The organism is Streptomyces sp. NPDC012637 (genome assembly GCF_042954805.1).
Classification (GTDB): domain Bacteria; phylum Actinomycetota; class Actinomycetes; order Streptomycetales; family Streptomycetaceae; genus Streptomyces.
This window is the reverse complement of the sequence record NZ_JBIBDS010000001.1, coordinates 405792-424655: the sequence shown is the minus strand read 5'-3', so window position 1 is coordinate 424655 and position 18864 is coordinate 405792. Positions and strand designations below refer to the sequence as shown.

Genomic DNA, 18864 nt, shown 5'->3' with positions numbered 1-18864 from the left:
GAAGTCGGGGCCGGCCGTCCCTCAGATCTCCCCGCCGTCGACGGTGCCCAGGGAGCGAGCGGCGGCGAAGATCCGTGCGCAGCGTCGTGTCATGGCGTCGGGGGACTGGTCGGGGTGGCCGATCCACCAGCGGACCAGGGCCGTGCAGAGGCCGCGCCACGCGTACTTCAGGGCGTCGGCGTCGAGCGGGTCGCCGGATCCGGCCGTGTGCAGGAGGCCGGCGGCGCCCGTCGCCGCGAGGTCGTCGATGGCTTCGCGGTAGTGCGCCGCGCGGTGGGCGACGTCGCTGTCCGGCGGCAGGGTCGGATCGTAGAGGACGAACCAGGCCTCGCGCTGTCCGTCCAGCGCGTGGAACAGGGCGTCCATCACCCGCAGGGGGGCCGGGGGTGCCCCGGTGGAGCGTTCGGCCATCGCCGAGCGGACGGCCCCCAGCAGCCGTTCGCCGACGGGGTCCAGGCAGGCGAGGTAGAGGTCCGGCTTCCCGCCGAAGTACTGGTGCAGCAGCGGCTTGGTGACACCGACGCGCGCGGCGACGGCCGCCACTGTGGTCGCCTCGTAGCCGTTCCGGCCGAACTCCTCGGTGGCGGCGGCCAGGATCTGTCGTTCGCGTTCGGCCCTCGGGACACCCTTGGTGCCCGCCCTGCCGGGAGGCGTTGTCATGCCCACCATCTTACCCTAGGGTAATTTACCGTTGGGTAAATTCACTGGATCCCGCCGGGAGCATCCGTATGCCTGCCACCGCGACCGACCCTCGCACCGCCCGGCCCCGCTCCTGGTGGGGCTGGGGATACGCCGACGCCCACCCCGACGACGCCGAGTGCGTGGCGCTGGGCGCGCTCCTGCCGGGCACCCTGGCCCGTCCGCTGCCGCTGCCCCGGGTCGCCGACCTCTCCATCGGCGGCCCGGCCGCGACGCCTCCGGCCTCCCTGGCGCACCTGGTCACGGCCGATCCCGAAGAGCGTGCCGCCCACGCCATGGGAAAGGCCTACCGCGACGTCATCCGCGCGCTGCGGGGCCGGCCCGGCCGCATCCCCGACCTGGTCGCCCGGCCGGGCGGCGACCAGGACGTGGCCGACCTGCTCGACTGGGCGGGCGAGAACGCCGTGGCCGTCATCCCCTTCGGCGGCGGTTCCTCCGTCGTCGGCGGAGTGGAGTACCGCGGCGACGCCCACCGCGCCGTGCTGTCCCTCGACCTGACCGCGATGGACCGGGTTCTGGAGATCGACACCACCGGCCGCTCCGCCCTGATCCAGGCCGGCGCCCTCGGACCCGTACTGGAAGGGCAGCTTCGGCCGCGCGGGCTGACCCTGCGTCACTTCCCGCAGAGCTTCGAGTTCTCCACCCTCGGCGGCTGGCTCGCCACCCGCGCCGGCGGCCACTACGCCACCGTCCACACGCACATCGACGACTTCGTGCAGTCCCTGCGCGTGGTCACCCCCGCCGGGACCGGCGCCTCGTGGCGGCTCCCGGCGTCCGGCGCGGGGCCGTCGCCCGACCGGCTGTTCCTCGGCTCCGAAGGCTCGCTCGGCGTCATCACCGAGGCATGGATGCGCCTGCAGGAACGTCCCCGGCACAAAGCCGCGGCATCCGTGGCCTTCGCCGACTTCCACCGCGCACTGGACGCGGTGCGGGCCATCGCCCAGTCCGACCTCGCCCCGGCCAACTGCCGGCTGCTCGACCCCGGCGAGGCACTGTTGTCCGGTGCCTCGCACGACGGCTCGACGGTCCTCGTCCTGGGCTTCGAATCCGCCACGACCCGCGTGGACGCCCGCCTGGAGACCGCCCTTGACCTGGCCCGCGCGCACGGCGGCCGCGGCGAGGCGCCGACGGCCGACCGCGGCGAGGCGCCGACGGCCGACCGCGGCGCGGGAGCCGACGCGGCCGTCGGCTCATGGCGCTCGGCGTTCCTCCGCATGCCCTACCTACGTGACGGTCTGGCCCGCATGGGTGCGGTCGTCGACACCTTCGAGACCGCCGCCACCTGGGACCGGATCCCCGCGCTCATCGACGCCGTACGCGCCGAGGTCGGCGCCGCCGCCCTGAAGGCCACCGGGCACCCGGCGACCGTCAACTGCCGCCTGACCCACGTGTACCCCGACGGCGCCGCCCCCTACTTCACCGTGGCCGTGGCCGGCCGCCCCGGCGACGAGGTCCAGGTCTGGGACGACATCAAGGCCGCCGCGAGCGACGTCCTGCACCGCCACCGCGCCACCGTCACCCATCACCACGCGGTCGGCCGCGACCACCGCCCCGCGTACGACCGCCAACGCCCGGAGCCCTTCGCGCTGGCGCTGCGAGCCGCCAAGCACGCCCTCGACCCGCACCACGTCCTCAACCCGGGAGTCCTCCTCGGCTGACGGCGGGCGCAACCACGCCCCTCCTCGGTCAGCTGCCGCGTCATCGCGGTCCGTGGGTCTGGAGGAAGACCACCGGGCCGTCGTCGAGGCGGCCCGCCGCGTCCAGGTCGAGGAGGGCCGCGAGCGCCTTGGCGGTGTAGGTGCGCTCCAGGATCAGGCCGGACCGGGCCCGGGCGCGGGCGAGGGCCCGGTCGCCGGCGGTGGTGGGGCGCGCGTAACCGTCCCCCAGCCAGGCCGTCTCGGTGCGGATCGCGTCGGGGGCGGGCCCGGTGAGGTCCGGATCGGCGCCCCGGCTCCGGAGCAGGGCCGTGGAGCGGCGGGCCAGTCCGAGGACGGCGGCGGAGTCCAGCCGCAGGGTGTCGTTGACCACGATGCCGAGGACGCGGGTGCGCAGCCCGGCGAGCCCCAGTCCGAGGGCCAGTCCTGCGGCGGTACCGCCGGAGCCCACGGCGGTGACCAGCCACGTCGGCTCCGGTAGCTCCCCGGCCGCGACCTGGGCGCCCAGCTCCAGGGCGATCTCGACGGCGCCGAGCGTGCCGAGCGGCGAAGAGCCGCCCGCCGGGAGGTAGTACGGGAGGGTGCGGCCGTGGGCGTGCCGGACGAAGAGCCAGGGTGCGGCCAGGACCAGCCTCGTCTTGCTGTGCAGGAAGTGCAGGGTCGCGCCGGAGGCGCGGAGCCGGTCCAACTGGGCCCGCACGTGCTCGTCGACCGGGTGGTCGATCAGGCCGACGGCCACCGCGAGCCCCGCCTCGCGCGCGTACCGGGCGGCGGCGAGGCCCCAGTTGGTGCCGAGGCCGCCGACCGTGAGGATGGTCCTGGCGCCGCGCCGACGGGCCTCCGGCAGCAGCCACTCCAGCTTGCGGACCTTGTTGCCGCCCCAGCCGCCGTCGCCGTATCCGCTCTCGTCCTTGACCCACAGCTCGGCGCGCTCGGCCAGTCCCGGCAGCCGCCGCACCGGCGTGGGGGCCCCGCCCAGCCGGAGGAAGGGCAGCGAGTCGGCCAGTTCGGGGCAGCGCCGGTGCAGCAGCGGAGGTGACATGGAGGAGAAGGTAGGGCACCCGGCCGCGGATCGGACCGGTCGCGGACCACGCCGGCCGTCATGGACGGTGGTGGGCCCCGCCTGCCGGGCCGGGCTCGCCCCGGCGGCCTCCGTCCGGGGCGTTCCGCTGCCCGCGGGTGCACGCGAGGGCGACCCGGAGTGCGGTGACGGCGGCGCCGGCGACGGTCGCCCCGCAGAGGGCGGCGAACGCGTCGGGCGTCCACATCCACAGGGCCCTGGGGCCGACGAGGGCGAGGGCCGTGGTCAGGAGGACGGCGGGCAGGGTGCCGGCCAGGGACCACAGGGCGGTCGGGGTGGTCCGGAGCGGCGCGGGGCGGCGCAGCAGCCGGACGGAGTGGAAGGCCTGGAGCAGGAGGCCGAGGGCCAGGACGGTGAGCCCCCAGATGGTGGCGTGGTAGACCGCCGCGGAGGGCGCGTCGGTGGGGGCGGTGCCGCCGGCGAGTATCCGGGCGGCGCCGAATCCGGCCTGCGTCACGGCCCCGTCGTGGAGGAGGCCGTGGAGGTTCTGCTGGAGGACCAGGGCGAGGTTGCTCTCCGGCAGGAGGAAGAGCACGGCGGAGTAGCCGGGTGTGGCGCCGGTGTGCCACACCGCGGTGTCGAGCGGAGGTTCCAGCTCATGCGCCGATCACTCGAGGCCGAACTCGCGGTCGTCTTCACCGGCGAGTGCCGCCAGTACGCGATGTAGGGGGGCGGTCGGCAGGTCCCGGGGCGGGACGGCCGGCCCGCGTGCCGCTGGTCCGGACGGTCACCCGTCCGTCGGTGCCGCCGCCCGGGGCTGCGCGGGGGACATGCCGAAGAGCGCGTGCACGGAGGCGCCGACCTGCTGTGCGACCGCCTCGGGGGTGGAACTGTCCAGCTTGCCGTCCAGGTGCAGGAACGCGAGACCGTGGACGAGGGCCCAGACGGTGGTCGCCAGCGCGCCCGCGTCGTCCGCCTCCGGGAAGGCGTCGCGGACGATGCCGTGCACGTACTCGGTGATGACGGCGGCCGCGGCGACCCGTTCCTCGCTGGTCGGGTCGCAGGGCTCGGCGAACATCGCCCGGAACAGGGCCGGGTGGTCGAGCGCGAACCGCACGTAGACGACCGCGACCGCGGCCAGGTCGTCGGGGGTCGAGGGTGCGGGGCGGACCACGGTCAGCTGCTCGGCGAGCTCGCGGTACCCCTCGGCGGCGACCGCCGAGACCAGGGCGTCGCGGTCCGCGTAGTGACGGTACGGGGCCGTCGCCGACACGCCGGCCCGGCGGGCGACCGCGCGCAGCGAGAGACCGGCGCTGCCGTCCTCCTCGAGCAGCTCTCGTGCGGCGCGCAGGCAGGCGGCCCGCAGGTCGCCGTGGTGGTACCTGCCGGTCTGCGACACAGTCGCACTCCCTCGCGTTCGCAGCGCTTGCCTCGTGCCGCGTTCGCAGCGCTTGCATCGTGCCCTATGTGAATGGTGCATACATCGTAAGCGACGGGTGCGGGAGCGGGTTCCGGGGTGGCCGGCGGGCCTCTCGCCGCCGCTCCCGGGGTGAGCGCCCTTCAGAGCGACCGGCCGACCTGCTCCTCGGGGGCGGCCCCCGCCCCCGGGTGCCGGACGGCCAGGAGCGCCGCCCCGATGTCCGCCGTCGCCCGCGGATCGGAGAGGGACCGGCCCGTCAGTTCCTCGACGCGCCGCAGGCGGTAGCGGACGGTGTTGGGGTGGACGAAGAGGCTCTGGGCCGCGGCGGCGGCCGAGCCGGCCGCGGCGAACCAGTGCTCGAGGGTCCGGACCAGGCGGGACCGTTCCGCGGCCGGCAGATCGAGCACCGGCCGGAGCACCACCTCCGCCAGGTGGGCGGCCTCGGCCGGAGCCGCCGACACGACCATGGCCAGCGGGTCGTCGTCGAAGCGGGCCACGCCCGGACCGGTGCCCGCCAGCCCGGCCAGGGCCAGCCGCGCGAAGCGCAGCGCCCGCGGGGTGTCCCGCAGGGACCGGAAGCTCGGACTGAAACCCACGCGCGCGCGGGTCCCGCGCAGGACGCGCAGGCACGCCCGCTCCGCCGTCTCGGTGGGCAGGGCGATCAGAGCGAGCTGCTGGTCCGGCAAGAGCCGCCAGGCGGAAGGCAGCTTCGCCTGAAGCAGCGCCCCCTCGGTCCCCGCCAACGGGTCCTCGCCCGGGGAGCCCGCCTCCGCGACGGCGACCGCGTACGGGCCGTGCTCCGGCAGTCCCAGTTCGCGGGCGGCCTCCCACAGCGTGCGGTCGGTGACGATGCCGGTGAACAGCGCCTCCACCAGGGCCGAGCGCCGTGCCTGCCCCCGCGAGGTCAGCTCTGCCGCCGTCTCCCGGTAGGCCACCGCCACGGACTCGGCGTACAGCCCGGACAACGCCCAGAACTTCGTGGACTGCGACACCAGCAGATCGTCGGTGACCTCGGGGCGCGTGCGTGCCTCGGCGAGGATCTCCGACCACAGCAGTTCCGAGCCGATCCGGTACGCGTGCAGCGTGTCCGCCAGCGGGACTCCCTGTTCGGCGCGGAGCCGCCCGGTCTCGCGGGCCGAACTCGCGTCCGGCGTGCCCCCGTGGCGGACGTGGGCGAGGATGAGGCCCGCGTTGGCGGCGCAGGAGCGGCGCAGCGAGTCCAGAGGGATCAGCGACTCGTCCTGGTAGGCCGCGACGTCCGAGCGGATGCGCAGCGCCATCCGCTCGCCCAGCTCCGGAAGTCTGGCCTGGAGCGCTGCCGCCACACCCGAGAGGTCCATTTCCGCAGCCTAGCGCCACTGGATTGTCCCCAGGAACAATCCAGGACCGCACGCGCTGTCCTGCCGCCCATAGGTAACGGCCACGGACGGCTGCAAGATGTCGGCGATGTAAACATTCGACGTTCCGTGTAACGGAGGCGGGTCATGGCCAATCTGGCAGGGTTCCTCGTGGAAACGGCCGGGCGACAGCCCGAGCGCCCCGCGCTGCGCCTGGGAGAGCAGGTCATCACGTACGCGGAGCTGGACGAACGCTCCGCACGCGCCGCGGCCCTGCTCCGGTCCGAAGGCGTGCGACCGGGCGACCGGGTCGCCCTGATGCTGCCGAACGTGCCCGAGTTCGTCGTCCTGTACTACGGAATCCTGCGCGCCGGCGCGGTCGTGGTCCCGATGAACCCGCTCCTGAAGACCAGGGAGACGGAGTTCCACCTCACCGACTCCGGCGCGGTGCGGCTCTTCGAGTGGCACCAGGCGCCGGGCGAGGGCGCCCAGGGGGCCGCCGCCGCGGGTGTGGCGCACACGGCCGTCGAACCCGCCGCGTTCGCCGAGACCCTCGCCGGGTACGAACCGCTCCGCGAGGTCGCCGACACCGACGGCGAGGACATGGCCGTCCTGCTGTACACCTCCGGCACGACCGGCCGCCCCAAGGGCGCCGTCCTCTCCCACGCCGGCCTGCGGCACAACACCGAGGTCAACAGCGTCCGGATCCAGGGGATGACGCCGGAGGACGTGGTGGTGGGCTGCCTGCCGCTGTTCCACATCTTCGGGCAGATCTGCACCATGAGCGCGGCCGTCCGCAGCGGCGCCTCGCTCGTGATGATCCCCCGTTTCGACCCGGGAGCCGTCCTCGACGCCATCGCCCGTGAGCGCGCCACCTTCTTCGAGGGCGTACCGACCATGTACGCGGCGCTGCTCCAGCACCCCTCGGAGGCGGACGTGTCGACGCTGCGGATGTGCATCTCCGGCGGCGCCTCGCTGCCGGTCGAGATCCTGCACGGCTTCGAGCGGCGCTTCGGCTGTCCGGTGCTGGAGGGCTTCGGCATGTCCGAGACCAGCCCGGTGGTCACCTTCAACCACCCCGACCGGCCGCGCAAGGCCGGCTCGATCGGCACTCCCATCCGCGACGTGGAGGTACGTCTCCTGGACGGCGACGGGAAGGACGTGGCCCCCGGCGAGATCGGCGAACTGGCCGTCCGGGGGCCGAACGTGATGAAGGGGTACTGGAACCGCCCGGAGGACACGGCGGCCGCCATTCCCGACGGCTGGCTCCGCAGCGGCGACCTCGCCCGGGCGGACGAGGACGGCTACCTCTACATCGTCGACCGCAAGAAGGACATGATCATCCGCGGCGGCTACAACGTCTACCCGCGCGAGATCGAGGAGGTCCTCCATGAGCACCCGGCCGTCGCCCTCGCCGCCGTGGTGGGCGTCCCGCACGCCGACCTCGGCGAGGAGGTCGCGGCCGTGGTCGTCCTCCGCCCCACCGCGCAGGCCACCACCGACGAGCTGCGGCAGCACGTCAAGGACCGGGTGGCGGCCTACAAGTACCCGCGTCAGGTGTGGCTGGTGGACAAGCTCCCGCTGGGCCCCAGCGGCAAGATCCTCAAGCGGGAGATCACCGTGCCGACGGCGTGACGGCCACCGTGCCGACGGCGTGACTGCGTCGGGCCGGGGCCGGAGGGGCGGCTCTGCCACCGGGAGGCGTGGATGGCGCCGCAAGGGGCGTCACTCGGTGCGCAGGGCCGTCGCGGTTCTGGCCCGGGCGGCCCAGCCGGCGGGCGCGAGGGCGCCGAGGACGGCGATGAGCAGCCCGCCGAGGCCGAGCAGGAGCAGTTCGGGTGTGCTGTAGACGCCGAGGACGGCGTCGGGAAGGCGCAGGCCGGCTCCTTCGCCCATGGCGGGCGTGATCCGGGAGTGCAGGGCCACCCCGAGCGGAACGCCGAGGGCACCCCCGACGAGCCCGGTCGCGACGACCGAGGTGACGACCATGACGACGGTCTGCCGGGGGACCATGCCCACGGCCTTGTGGATGCCGAGGTCACGGACCCGTTCGCGGGTGTCCAGGACGACGCCATTGAGCACGCCCAGGGCGGCGACGGCGACCAGCATCAGTGTGAGGACCGCCGTCAGCGAGTTCAGCACGACCACCTGGTCGCTGTCGCCGTCCGCCCGGCCGGGCGCGGCGGACACGCCCACCGGCCGCAGTTCGGCGTTCAGCTTCTCCACGTACGCCGACACGTCCGTGCCGGGCTTTACCGCGATGTGGTGCGACGCGGCCGGCAGGTCCGGCCCCGCGGTGCCGAGCGTCGCCCGGTCCGTGAAGATCCGCCTGCCCTCGTTGCGGGTGTCGAAGACCTCGCCCACGATCCGTACGGTCACCGAAGCGCCGTGGTGGTTCAGCCTGACGGTGTCCCCGACCCGTGTTCCGGTCGCGGCCAGGAAGGGCGTCGGCACCACCGCCTCGCCCGGCCTCGCGATCCAGCGGCCCGAGACCATCTCGTACCCGCCCCAGGAAGCGTCGCCGGTGAAGGCGAAGACGTCGATCGGCCCGGCCGTGCCGGGGACCGTCGCCCGCGTCTCGGAGATGGCGTAGTGCGCACGCGTGCCGGGCTGGGCGCCGATAGCGGCGGCGATCCTGCCGGCCTCCGCCGCGCCCGGCCGCTCCTCCTCCTGAACGGGCGGGGCGTCGGGCGCGGGGACGCCGACGGTGACGTCCGCGGCGTTGTGTTCCCGCGCGGTCAGCACCTCGCCGAGCGAGGAACCGAGGCCGACGGCGAAGGTGACGGCGGTCGCGCCGAACGCCACGGCCACGCACATGGCTGCCGCGCGTGCGGGGCGGGCGAAGGGGAAGGCGAGGCCGAGGCTCACCGGCCGCGGCAGCGGCAGCCGGGCGCCGAGCCGGGCGGCCCGCCGGCCGCGACCGGGGGACGGGACACGACCGACGGCCAGCGCGTCGACGGTTCGCAGCCGGCCGCCCCGCCAGGCAGCCGCTGCCGCGGTGAGCGTCACGAGGGCCAGGACACCGCCGACCACCGCGGCGTCGAGCCAGAGGGGCACGGCCAGACCGCTCGTGCCGTACGCGTCCGCCGCCTCCGACAGCACCGGCACGGCGAGGAGGTGGCCCGTCGCGACGCCCACCGCCGTACCGGTCACGGCCGGGATCAGCGCCTGGCCCACGTACGCCCGTACGACCTGGGCCGGGGTGAAGCCGACGGCCTTGAGGATGCCGATCCGCCGCACCGCGGAGCCGACCGTGCCGGCGACCACGTGGCCGACGACGAGGACCGACATGACGAGACCGAGCACACCGAAAGCGACGAGGAAGGGCACGAACAGCGCGGTCTCCCGGTCGGCCGTGTCCTTGACGGTGAGCCAGGACCGCGTCCCGGTGACCGCCGCCGGAGGTACCGCCGCCGTCACGGTGTCGCGCCCGGCCGCGACCTCGCCGGCGGTCGCCGCACGGTCGAGACGGTAGAGCATCTCGTACCCCGCGGAGCTTCCGGCCGGCCTGAGCGCGTCGATCTGGGCGGGGGCCACCCAGGCGTCGGCACTGCTGGTGACCGACCGGGCCAGGCCGACCACCTCGAGCTCCTGGTCGCCGGGGGAACCGGGCACGTGGAGGCGCAGGCCCATGATCGGCATGACCCGGCTGTCGACCGACAGCACGATCTCGCCGGGCCGGGCGGCCCACCGGCCGCCCAGCAACGTGAGTTCGTCGACCGCGCCCTCGGGCCCGGAGCGCCCGGCGAGCGTCAGCGGCGGTAGCTCGTCGCCCTCGTCGGTGCCGGGGGTGACGGTGACGGTCGGGAACGGACCCGACGCCGCGGTGATCCCGTCGCCGTCGGCGGTCGCCCGCACCTGGGCGGCCGTCGCCGTGCCCGCGTCGAAGTGCACGGACAGATGCGCGCCGCGCTGCCGTGCGAAGGCGTCGTCGAACGGCGCGCCGGAGACCGCCAGCAGGGAACCCCCGAGGACGGACGAGGTCACCGCCATCATCACGGCCAGGCCGACCGCCCACGTCTGCACACGGCGGCGTCCCGTTCCCGAGCGCACGACCCGGCTCAGCGCGCTCATCGGACACCCTCCGCGGCCAGGCCGCCCCCGATGCCACCGGTGACGCGGTCGTCGACGATCCGCCCGTCGAGGAGCTCGACCGTGCGACTCGTGCAGGACCGGGCCAGGGCGATGTCGTGGGTGACGACGACGATGGTCTGGCCGTCGGCGTTCAGATCGGCGAGCAGACGGCTGACGTCCTCGCCCGCGGCCGTGTCCAGGGCACCGGTCGGTTCGTCGGCGAGGAGGAGCGGCGGTCGGTTCATCAGCGCCCGTGCCACCGCGACGCGCTGGCGCTCGCCGCCGGACAGCCGGCCCGGGTAGGCGCGGGCGTGCCGGTCGATGCCGAGTGCCTCGAGCAGCTCCGCCGCGCGCCGAGCGGCCTCGCCGCGTGCCGTTCCGGCCAGTTGCGCGGGAAGGAGGACGTTGTCGGTGACCGTCAGGTCGTCCAGCAGGTGGAAGAACTGGAACACCATGCCGACCTTGGACCGCCGGTAGCGCGCCGAGGCCGCCTCGCCCAGCTCGTCGACGCGTACGCCGTCCACCGTGACCGTGCCGGCATCGGGCCGGTCGAGCCCCGCGATCAGATTGAGAAGAGTGGACTTGCCGCTGCCGGAGGGCCCCAGGACGGCGACGGCCTCCCCGGGGCGCACGGTCAGCGACACGTCCTGCAGGGCCGGCGGGCCCTCGGACGAACCGTCGTACCTGCGGTGCACATCACGCAGTTCGATCACCGGGGTGGACATGGCTCTCCTTCGGTCCGTACGTCTGGCCCGTCGGAAGTTAGGCGCCCGCCCGGTCCGCGCGCGTCGTCGGGCCGGGCCATTTCCCGTCCCCCGTCGTGACGACGCCGCCCCGGGTCCTCCTCGGGGCGTAGACGAGAGGCGTACACCGGGTGCCACCCGAGACGGGTGTGCCGGCGGACGGCGTCGGTGACAATGGCGCGATGAAGAGCACGTCAGTGGCAGACCGGCTGCGCGACGGCACAGGGCTGCTGAAACGCCCGACCGGCCCGCTGCCGCGCCCCACCCGGCACAGCCTCGTGTTCGACGCGGTCCTCGCGCTGGGACTGTTCGCCGTCGTGCTGCCCTACGCCCTCGAGCAGGGGCCGGGGCGGGTGCGCGGCGCCCGGGACGGGATCGCCCCGCTCGTGCTCGGTTCGGAGGCGCTCGGTTCGGAGACGGGGATCGCGGCGACCGTGGTCGCCCTGACGGCCCTTGCCTGGGCGCCCCTGGTACTGCGCCGGAGATATCCCCTGGCCGTGCTGTGGACCGTGACGGCGGCGACCGCGATGACGCCGTACGACACGCAGCGGATCACCTTTTACGCCAGCGTCATCGCGGCCTACACCGCGGCCGCCTACAGCCCCTACCGGGCGGCCACGCTGATGAGCCTTCCGGCGTTGCTGCTGGCGAACGGCTCGATCACCAGCCTGGAGGTGCTGACGGTCTCGTCCTCGGTCCCCACCAAGTACGTTCCGCTCATGGTCCTGGTGCCGCTCGTGCTGGCGGCGAACGGGATGCGCACGTGGAAAGTGCGTACGGCCGAGAGCCAGGAACAGGCCGCCGCACTCGAACGCGAGCAGGCCGAGGAACTCCGCCGCGCCGCCGAGCGGGAGCGGGCCCGCATCGCCCGTGAACTGCATGACGTCGTGACCCACAACGTCAGCATGATGGTGATCCAGGCCGGTGCCGCACGCACGGTCCTGGACGTCGCCCCCGAGCAGACCCGCGAGGCCCTCCTCGCCATCGAGGCGAGCGGCCGGACGGCGATGTCCGAACTGCGGCACACGATGGGCCTGCTCACCATGAACGCCGAGGGCGACGCGGCCCCGGCCACCGCGGACCTGACCCCGCAGCCCGGCCTCGACCGACTGGAAGCCCTGGTCGCCCGCGTGCGGCAGACCGGTACTCCCGTCGCCCTGACCACGACCGGCACCCCGCGCGACGTGCCCTCCGGCATCGGGCTCGCCGCCTACCGCGTCGTACAGGAAGCGCTGACGAACACCGTGAAACACGCGAGCGGTGCGAGCGCCGTCGTGACCGTCGACTACGGTGCCGACCGCCTGCGCGTGGAGGTCACCGACACCGGAGGCAGCCCCGCCGCCGCCGCGGCGACCGGGAACGGGCGCGGACTGATCGGGCTGCGGGAGCGGCTCGCGGTCTACGACGGCACCCTGCACACCGGGCGACGCCTCACCGGCGGCTACCGTGTCACCGCACTCGTACCCCTGGAGCCGGCATGACCGACCCTCTGCGCGCCGTGATCGCGGACGATCAGGCGCTCGTCCGCGCCGGCTTCCGGATGATCCTCACGGCCAACGGCATCGACGTGGTCGCCGAGGCGGCCGACGGCGCCGAGGCGGTCGACGCCGTCCGGCGCACCCGGCCCGACGTGGTCCTGATGGACATCCGCATGCCCGAGACGGACGGCCTGGAGGCAACCCGGCGCATCTTCGCCGATGCCGAGGGGGACCCGCCGCGCGTGCTCATCCTGACCACGTTCGACCTCGACGAACTGGTCTACGAGGCCCTGTCCGCCGGGGCCAGCGGCTTCCTCCTCAAAGACGTCACCCCCGAGCACCTCGTGGCCGCCGTCCGGCTGGTCCGCACCGGCGACGCGCTCCTCGCCCCCACCATCACCCGCCGCCTCGTCGAGCGCCACGCCCGGACCGCCCCGCCCGCCGAAGCCGCCGGCACACATCGGGACCTGGCCGTGCTGACGGCCCGCGAACTCGAGGTCCTGCGGCTGCTGGCCCGGGGACTCAGCAACGCCGAACTCGCCGGGCGTCTCCACCTGTCGGAGACGACCGTGAAGACCCACGTCGGTCGCATCCTCGCCAAACTCGGGCTCCGCGACCGCGTCCAGGCCGTGGTGACGGCCTACGAGACCGGACTGGTCACGGCCGGGGGACAGGGGGGCGAACCACGGCCCGTCGGGCGGTCCTGAGCCGCACGGACGCCGGCGTCACCGTGCGTTGCTCCACCCGGCCGTGCCGGAGTACGAGTCGAGCAGGTCCACGACGAAGACCAGGGTCGAACCCGGCGGGATCAACGGCGACGGCGACTGCTTCCCGTACCCGAGGCGCGGGGGAACGATGATCTCGCGCCGGCCGCCGACCCTCATCCCCTTCACCCCGCGGTCCCAGCCCTTGATGACCCTGCCACCGCCCAGGGCGAACTTGAACGGCTCGCCCCGGTCCCAGGAGGCGTCGAACTCCCTGCCGGACTCGAAGGTCACCCCGACGTAGTGAACCCTCAGCACCATGCCCGGCTTCGCCTCGGCGCCGTCCCCGACGACGAGGTCCCGGACGGTCAGCTCGGTCGGAGCGTCCCCCTCCGGCACGACGACCTCGGGCTTCGTCCGTTCGCTCATTGCAGCCTCGCCACTCTCCACCGGGAGCCCTCGCACGGGCCGCCCGGACGCATGGACCCTCCATGCAGCAGACGACCACGCTATCGAGCACGCCGATCCGCGCAGCACGCTCCCCGGGGCGGGCCGGGCCGGCTCGGCTCGGCCGTACGAGGGGTTCGGGGCCCGGACCGGTGCCGGCGCCGTCGCCCGCGGGTATGGCGGCGCGCATGAGCGGAATCGAACTCAGCAGCACCGCGTTCCACGACGGAACGGCGATCCCCCGCCGCCACAGCGGGGAAGGCGAGGACACCTCGCCGCCCCTGGCCTGGTCCGGGGTGCCCCGCGAGGCCACGGAGCTGGTCCTCCTGTGCGAGGACCCGGACGCGCCGGGGACGACCTTCCTGCACTGGCTGGTGACCGGCATCGACCCGGCGAGCAGGGGGGTCGGGGAGGGCCGGACGCCCCAGGGCGGACGGGAGTGGCCCAACGGATTCGGGCGCGTCGGCTGGGGAGGGCCGATGCCCCCTCCGGGGCACGGGGAGCACCGCTACTTCTTCCGCCTGTACGCCCTGTCCGAGCCGCTGCCGCTGCGCGAACGCCCGGGCGTCGAGGAGGTGCACCGCGCCCTGGAAGGCAGGGAGCTGGCCTCGGGCACCCTGGTCGGCACCTATCAGCGCTGAGCGCGTCACGGCCGGCGACGGCGTCTCCGTCCGCCGTCGGCACGTCGGGCAGGACAGGGCCGGAGAGGCAGGGAAGGGATGCGGGGCCGGGGGAGCAGGGGAGGGAAAAGAAGAGAGGGAAGGGAAGGAAGGGCCGGCGCAGCGACCTGGCGTCAGGACGCGGTCCCGGCGTCGGCGTAGCGCAGCAGAGCGCCCACGCCCTCCTCCAGCATCAGCTCGCCCTCCGGTACGACGACCAGTTCCGCACCAGTGCCGACGAGGGCCCTGACGAGGGCCTCGTCCGCGCGCTCCTCCCGCGGGGCCGGCACGCCGAAGGACGTCAGCTCCGCCTCGCTGAGGGCGAGCTGGGTGGGCCGCGAGCCCACCCAGAGCCGGAGCGAGGACTCGGGCGGGCGGTTCAGCAGCAGTGCCGCCACCTGCCCGCGCTGGAGGGCCGCCACCGTGGCGGCCAGCCCCTCCGCCACGGGTCCGGCCAGGGCACGCCGGCCGATGAAGACGTTCACGAGCTCCCGGTCGTGCACGGCCATGCGGCCGCGGAAGACACCGTCGAGCTGGGGCTCCAGCAGGGCACGTCCGGTGTCGGTGGGAGTCGGGCCGCCCACCCGCACGACCTTGTCCCGAAGGGCGTGCGGCAGGCGGCGGACCAGCACGTTGCACGCCCACTCGTCGCCGCCGACCACGACGGCGTCGGCATGCGCGCGCCGCGCCCGCTCGTCCAGCCGGTGGCCGAGGCCGAGGGCGGTGCGGTGCCAGGTCGCCACCGGGACCCTGCGGTGCAGCCGCTCACCCGGCGTGACCGTGGACGCGGGCCAGGTGCCGGTCTCCGCCTCCAGCGTCACCCAGCCGTGGGTTTCGGCGGTGGGCAGGCCGCCGTAGTGGACGACGACGGCCATGTACGGGATCTCCGGAACGTGCTGGGTGACGAGGGGCATCGCTTCCGGCAGGGTGCTGTAACGCGCCGAGTCGTGCTCGGGCGGCCAGGGCAGCTCCCCGTTCAGGACGAGCGTGCCGTGAGCGGCGAAGAGGGTCTGCCCGTGGACGCCGGGCACCTCGGTGTCGCTGCCGACCGCTTCCTCCAGTACGGTCAGCAGCCCCCGGTCCGCGCCCTGACGGGACAGGCTCTCGCGCAGCCGCCGCCAGCGCAGCGCGATCGCCCGCTCGGGATGCTCCGTGTTCCGGGAGGTGTCCAGGTACACGGAGACGTACGGGCCGGGCTCCGCGTACAGGGGCTCAAGGAACGACAGCCTCATCGCCACTCCTCGTCGATGGTGCCGATGGTCCCCCCACCTTCGATGATGCACGCCCCGGAGGGCGACGGAGCCCGACGGCGCGGACCGGCCGGGTACGCCGCGCAGGTGGTGCGGTCAGACCGTGGCGGCCGTGCGGGCGGGCGACGGTTCGCCGTCGGTCGACGGGGCGGGCTTCGAGGTGGCCGGGGAGGGCGACCCGCGGCGGATGGCCAGGCCGACCATGGCCACGCCGATGACCAGGACGAACGCCATGCCGGCCAGGGCGAAGCTCAGGGTGTACTGGCTCTCGGCGGGCAGTGCGGGAACCCCGGCGGGCAGGTTGTCGAGCGTGTGGGAGGCGAGCAGCGAGGTGACGACCGCGCTGCCGATGGCACTGCCGGTGGAGCGGGAGATGGAGTTGATGCCATTGGCGATGCCGGTCTGGTGGTGCGGAACACCGGCCACGATCAGGGCGGGCATCGCGGCGTAGCCGAAGCTGACGGCGACACCGACGACCATGCCGGCCAGGATCACCGACGCGGTGGTGTCGTGGGCGAAGGTCAGCCAGGCGAACCCGACGACGCCGAAGACGGCACCCGCGGCGAGGGTGAGGCGCGCACCGATGCGGCGCACCAGCACGCCTCCGAACTGGGCGGCCACGAGCGAGACGAGGGCGGAGGGCAGCAGGTAGAGGACGGAGGCGCGCAGGACGGAGGCGCCGAAGCCGTAGCCGGCGATCTCGGCGGGCGTCTGGACCAGGAAGGAGACGCCGATGAACTGCGCGAACATGGCGAATCCGACGAGCAGTCCGGCGACGTTGGTGAACAGCACCGGCCGGTGGACGAACATCTTCATGTCGACCAAGGGGTTGCGGACCTTGCGTTCGACGACGACCCACAGGGCCGCCGTGACGGCGGCGCCGGCGAACAGGGCGAGCGTGCGGGCCGAGGTCCAGCCCCAGGTGTGGCCCTGCGAGATGGGCAGCAGGATCAGCACGAGCAGCAGGGCGAGACCGGCGGCACCGAGCCAGTCGGTGCGCCCGCCCGTCCGGGCCCGGGGGGCGGGGACGACGACCGCGACCGCGATCAGGGCGGCGACGGCGAGTGCGGCGGCCAGCCAGAAGACCAGGTGGTAGTCGGGGGCGGCGCCCTGGGTCAGCAGCCCGGCGCTCACCAGGGCGAGGCCGCTGCCGAACCCGAGGGTCCCGCTGACCAGGGCCATGGCGCCGGGCAGCCGCGCGGGGGCGACCTCCTGGCGCAGCACGGAGAGGGCGAGCGGGAAGATCGCGGTGGCGGCGCCCTGCATCACGCGGGCCACGACGAGCCACAGCAGCGAACTCGTGGTCGCGGCGAGCACCGATCCGGCGACCATCACCACCAGAACGCCGAGCAGGGTCGGCTTCGTGCCGTGCTGGTCGCCGAGGCGGCCCAGGAGGGGCGTGAAGACCGCGGCCGAGAGCAGCGTGGCGGTGGTGACCCAGCTGACCTGGGCCGTGGTGGCGCCGAGGTCGTTCTGGATGATGCCGAGGATCGGGATGACCAGGGTCTGCATCATCGACACGACCATGGCGGCGAGGCCCAGCACCAGGACGAGGCTGAGGCTGCCGGCGGGGCGCTCCGGCGCGGTGGCAAGGGAGGACTTCACGGTCTTCTTCCGGTTTCCGGGGGAGGGGTGTGGTGGCCCGAAGGGCGAAAGCACCGAAGATCGAGGAGGTAAACCATTGAAGTGCTCGATGCTTGAGAGCATCAAACAATGCGATGTCGGTAGATGTCAAAGGTTGAGGCACTCAAGCTTTGGGGTACTCTTGACGCATGGCACCCATCCCGACCAAGGCGCAGCTCATGGAGCTGCTCGCGCATTCGGTCAGCACGCACTACGCCGACTTCACGGCTGCCGCCACCGACATGGGGCTCACCTCCAGCCAGGCGAAGACCCTCACGGTGCTGCGACGCGCGCCGGCCTCGATGCGCTCGCTGGCGGGCACCCTCGCCTGTGACGCGTCGAACATGACCGGGATCATCGACCGGCTCGAGAAGCGCGACCTGGTCCACCGCGAGGTCAGCGCCACCGACCGCCGCGTGAAGAACGTCGCCCTCACGGAGACGGGGCAGGAGGCGATCGACACGATCCGCGAGCGGATGGAGCAGACGCAGACCGGCCTGGACAAGCTCTCCGACGACGAGCGCGCCGAACTCTTCCGCCTGCTGACGGTCGTCTTCCCGCGCTGATGCGCGTGGGCGCGGTCCCGTGGCGGTGCCGGGCGTGTCACCCCATGCGGCCCCCCGGCACCGGACGGGCCGGCTTCCCCCGCCGATGTCCGTGGGCCACGCTGTTCCCGCACGCGTGAGCCGCCCCTGTCGCCGGGGTCACCCGACTCGGCTCCGGCGGTCTTCCGCCGGCCGCGGCCCGTGTGTGCATCGCCGGATGAGAGCCCGCCCCGCTGTGAAAGGAGTGCGACCCGCATGGGAGACGCCACACCGATCGGCCAGCGCAACGAGCCCGAGATGCCTCGCTACGGCGGCATAGCGACCTTCGCTCTGCTCCCGCGGATCGAAGAGGTCACCCACGCCGACGTAGCCGTCCTCGGCATACCCTTCGACAGCGGGACCAGCTTCCGGCCCGGAGCCCGGTTCGGCCCTGCGCACATACGGGAGAACTCGCGGCAGCTGCACCCGTACCACCAGTTCCTCGACGTCTTTCCGTTCGGCTCGCAGCAGGTCGTCGACGCCGGCGACGTCCCGGTCGGCCCGTACGACATCCCGCGTGCGGTCGCGGCGATCGAAGGCGCGGCCCGGCGTCTGGTGGAACAGGGCACCCGCGTCGTCGCCCTCGGCGGTGACCACACCGTCGCGCTGCCGCTCATGCGGGCGGCGGCCGCGGCCCACGGCCCGCTGGCGGTCCTGCACTTCGACGCCCACCTGGACACCTGGGACACCTGTCACGGTGCCGACGTGTGGCACGGGTCGCCCTTCAGGCGCGCGGCCGAGGAAGGCGTCATCGACCTCGACCACTGCCAGCACGTCGGAACGCGCGGCGGCATCTACGATCCGAGCGAACTGGACGACGACCGGGCAGCCGGGTTCGAGATCATCGACAGCGAGGCCTTCGAGGACCGGAAGGTCGGCGACATCGTCGCGCAGATCCGGCGCAGGCTGGGCACGCGCCCGGTCTACGTCTCCGTCGACATCGACGTCCTCGACCCGGCGCACGCCCCGGCCACCGGCACTCCCGAGGTCGCCGGGCTGACGACCCGTGAGCTCTTCCGGACGCTCCGCGGCCTGCGGGGTCTGGACATCGTCGGCTGCGACGTCGTGGAGGTCGCCCCCGCCTACGACCACGCCGGCATCACCGGACTCGCCGCCGCCCACACCGCGTGGGAACTCGTCTCCCTCATCTCGCTCAGCGGGAACCGGTAG

General features: G+C 73.8%; 17 protein-coding genes. 7 read left to right on the top strand and 10 right to left on the bottom strand.

Going from position 1 to position 18864, the window contains the following annotated elements; all coding sequences use genetic code 11:
* Positions 1-21: 21 nt before the first annotated feature.
* A complete protein-coding gene (locus ACFY8W_RS01920) occupies positions 22-660 on the bottom strand; it encodes a TetR family transcriptional regulator (protein WP_391098959.1) in 639 nt (212 codons plus the stop codon).
* Positions 661-728: 68 nt separating this feature from the next.
* Between ACFY8W_RS01920 and ACFY8W_RS01915 the strand changes: the two genes are divergently transcribed.
* Positions 729-2357, top strand: coding sequence for an FAD-linked oxidase C-terminal domain-containing protein (locus ACFY8W_RS01915; protein WP_391098957.1), 1629 nt, complete (start codon positions 729-731; stop codon positions 2355-2357).
* A gap of 40 nt (positions 2358-2397) precedes the next feature.
* Here the strand turns inward: ACFY8W_RS01915 and ACFY8W_RS01910 are convergent, their stop codons facing one another.
* From ACFY8W_RS01910 to ACFY8W_RS01895, 4 genes are all read right to left on the bottom strand, one after another.
* The gene (locus tag ACFY8W_RS01910) at positions 2398-3396 is read right to left on the bottom strand and encodes a pyridoxal-phosphate dependent enzyme (protein ID WP_391098954.1); all 999 of its coding nucleotides are present in this window, start codon (positions 3394-3396) and stop codon (positions 2398-2400) included.
* Positions 3397-3454: 58 nt separating this feature from the next.
* Positions 3455-4006 carry a hypothetical protein gene (locus ACFY8W_RS01905; RefSeq protein ID WP_391098952.1) on the bottom strand — a complete coding sequence of 184 codons (552 nt, stop codon included), beginning with the start codon at positions 4004-4006 and terminating at the stop codon, positions 3455-3457.
* A gap of 156 nt (positions 4007-4162) precedes the next feature.
* Positions 4163-4774, bottom strand: a complete 612-nt coding sequence (locus ACFY8W_RS01900) for a WHG domain-containing protein (protein WP_391098949.1) — start codon at positions 4772-4774, stop codon at positions 4163-4165.
* A 161-nt stretch (positions 4775-4935) separates the two neighbouring features.
* Complete coding sequence (locus ACFY8W_RS01895; protein ID WP_391101660.1) at positions 4936-6120, bottom strand: helix-turn-helix domain-containing protein; 1185 nt, start codon at positions 6118-6120, stop codon at positions 4936-4938.
* 159 nt (positions 6121-6279) lie between these two features.
* Here ACFY8W_RS01895 and ACFY8W_RS01890 point away from each other — a divergent pair, with 159 nt between their 5' ends.
* A complete protein-coding gene (locus ACFY8W_RS01890; protein ID WP_391098947.1) occupies positions 6280-7767 on the top strand; it encodes a long-chain-fatty-acid--CoA ligase in 1488 nt (495 codons plus the stop codon).
* 90 nt (positions 7768-7857) lie between these two features.
* Here ACFY8W_RS01890 and ACFY8W_RS01885 read toward each other — a convergent pair whose 3' ends face one another.
* Positions 7858-10206: an FtsX-like permease family protein gene (locus ACFY8W_RS01885; protein ID WP_391098944.1), complete on the bottom strand. Its 2349-nt coding sequence runs from the start codon at positions 10204-10206 to the stop codon at positions 7858-7860.
* On the bottom strand, positions 10203-10931 hold the full coding sequence (locus ACFY8W_RS01880; protein ID WP_391098941.1) for an ATP-binding cassette domain-containing protein: 729 nt from the start codon (positions 10929-10931) through the stop codon (positions 10203-10205). Before ACFY8W_RS01880 ends, ACFY8W_RS01885 begins: the two co-directional genes overlap by 4 nt.
* Before the next feature lie 200 nt (positions 10932-11131).
* On the opposite strand from ACFY8W_RS01880, the gene ACFY8W_RS01875 reads away from it, so the two are divergent.
* Together ACFY8W_RS01875 and ACFY8W_RS01870 are read left to right on the top strand one after the other, a co-directional pair.
* On the top strand, positions 11132-12430 hold the full coding sequence (locus tag ACFY8W_RS01875; RefSeq protein ID WP_391098938.1) for a histidine kinase: 1299 nt from the start codon (positions 11132-11134) through the stop codon (positions 12428-12430).
* The gene (locus ACFY8W_RS01870) at positions 12427-13134 is read left to right on the top strand and encodes a response regulator (protein WP_391098935.1); all 708 of its coding nucleotides are present in this window, start codon (positions 12427-12429) and stop codon (positions 13132-13134) included. The genes ACFY8W_RS01875 and ACFY8W_RS01870 overlap by 4 nt, the downstream gene beginning before the upstream one ends.
* Before the next feature lie 18 nt (positions 13135-13152).
* Here the strand turns inward: ACFY8W_RS01870 and ACFY8W_RS01865 are convergent, their stop codons facing one another.
* Positions 13153-13560 carry an FKBP-type peptidyl-prolyl cis-trans isomerase gene (locus tag ACFY8W_RS01865; protein WP_391098933.1) on the bottom strand — a complete coding sequence of 136 codons (408 nt, stop codon included), beginning with the start codon at positions 13558-13560 and terminating at the stop codon, positions 13153-13155.
* A 206-nt stretch (positions 13561-13766) separates the two neighbouring features.
* Between ACFY8W_RS01865 and ACFY8W_RS01860 the strand changes: the two genes are divergently transcribed.
* Positions 13767-14219, top strand: a complete 453-nt coding sequence (locus ACFY8W_RS01860) for a YbhB/YbcL family Raf kinase inhibitor-like protein (RefSeq protein WP_391098930.1) — start codon at positions 13767-13769, stop codon at positions 14217-14219.
* A gap of 152 nt (positions 14220-14371) precedes the next feature.
* Here the strand turns inward: ACFY8W_RS01860 and ACFY8W_RS01855 are convergent, their stop codons facing one another.
* Together ACFY8W_RS01855 and ACFY8W_RS01850 are read right to left on the bottom strand one after the other, a co-directional pair.
* Complete coding sequence (locus ACFY8W_RS01855; protein ID WP_391098927.1) at positions 14372-15469, bottom strand: hypothetical protein; 1098 nt, start codon at positions 15467-15469, stop codon at positions 14372-14374.
* 114 nt (positions 15470-15583) lie between these two features.
* Complete coding sequence (locus tag ACFY8W_RS01850) at positions 15584-17092, bottom strand: MFS transporter (protein ID WP_391098925.1); 1509 nt, start codon at positions 17090-17092, stop codon at positions 15584-15586.
* Between the two features lie 167 nt (positions 17093-17259).
* Between ACFY8W_RS01850 and ACFY8W_RS01845 the strand changes: the two genes are divergently transcribed.
* Positions 17260-17676, top strand: coding sequence for a MarR family transcriptional regulator (locus tag ACFY8W_RS01845; RefSeq protein WP_391098924.1), 417 nt, complete (start codon positions 17260-17262; stop codon positions 17674-17676).
* Positions 17677-17910: 234 nt separating this feature from the next.
* Positions 17911-18864 carry an agmatinase gene (gene speB / locus ACFY8W_RS01840; RefSeq protein WP_391098922.1) on the top strand — a complete coding sequence of 318 codons (954 nt, stop codon included), beginning with the start codon at positions 17911-17913 and terminating at the stop codon, positions 18862-18864.

What these genes read in the sequence shown, in the direction of transcription:
- ACFY8W_RS01865 (WP_391098933.1), bottom strand. Translation starts at nt 13,560, where the DNA reads ATGAGCGAACGGACGAAGCCCGAGGTCGTCGTGCCGGAGGGGGACGCT.
- ACFY8W_RS01875 (WP_391098938.1), top strand. Translation starts at nt 11,132, where the DNA reads ATGAAGAGCACGTCAGTGGCAGACCGGCTGCGCGACGGCACAGGGCTG.
- ACFY8W_RS01915 (WP_391098957.1), top strand. Translation starts at nt 729, where the DNA reads ATGCCTGCCACCGCGACCGACCCTCGCACCGCCCGGCCCCGCTCCTGG.
- ACFY8W_RS01910 (WP_391098954.1), bottom strand. Translation starts at nt 3,396, where the DNA reads ATGTCACCTCCGCTGCTGCACCGGCGCTGCCCCGAACTGGCCGACTCG.
- ACFY8W_RS01860 (WP_391098930.1), top strand. Translation starts at nt 13,767, where the DNA reads ATGAGCGGAATCGAACTCAGCAGCACCGCGTTCCACGACGGAACGGCG.
- speB (WP_391098922.1), top strand. Translation starts at nt 17,911, where the DNA reads ATGGGAGACGCCACACCGATCGGCCAGCGCAACGAGCCCGAGATGCCT.
- ACFY8W_RS01920 (WP_391098959.1), bottom strand. Translation starts at nt 660, where the DNA reads ATGACAACGCCTCCCGGCAGGGCGGGCACCAAGGGTGTCCCGAGGGCC.
- ACFY8W_RS01885 (WP_391098944.1), bottom strand. Translation starts at nt 10,206, where the DNA reads ATGAGCGCGCTGAGCCGGGTCGTGCGCTCGGGAACGGGACGCCGCCGT.
- ACFY8W_RS01845 (WP_391098924.1), top strand. Translation starts at nt 17,260, where the DNA reads ATGGCACCCATCCCGACCAAGGCGCAGCTCATGGAGCTGCTCGCGCAT.
- ACFY8W_RS01890 (WP_391098947.1), top strand. Translation starts at nt 6,280, where the DNA reads ATGGCCAATCTGGCAGGGTTCCTCGTGGAAACGGCCGGGCGACAGCCC.
- ACFY8W_RS01870 (WP_391098935.1), top strand. Translation starts at nt 12,427, where the DNA reads ATGACCGACCCTCTGCGCGCCGTGATCGCGGACGATCAGGCGCTCGTC.
- ACFY8W_RS01880 (WP_391098941.1), bottom strand. Translation starts at nt 10,931, where the DNA reads ATGTCCACCCCGGTGATCGAACTGCGTGATGTGCACCGCAGGTACGAC.
- ACFY8W_RS01855 (WP_391098927.1), bottom strand. Translation starts at nt 15,469, where the DNA reads ATGAGGCTGTCGTTCCTTGAGCCCCTGTACGCGGAGCCCGGCCCGTAC.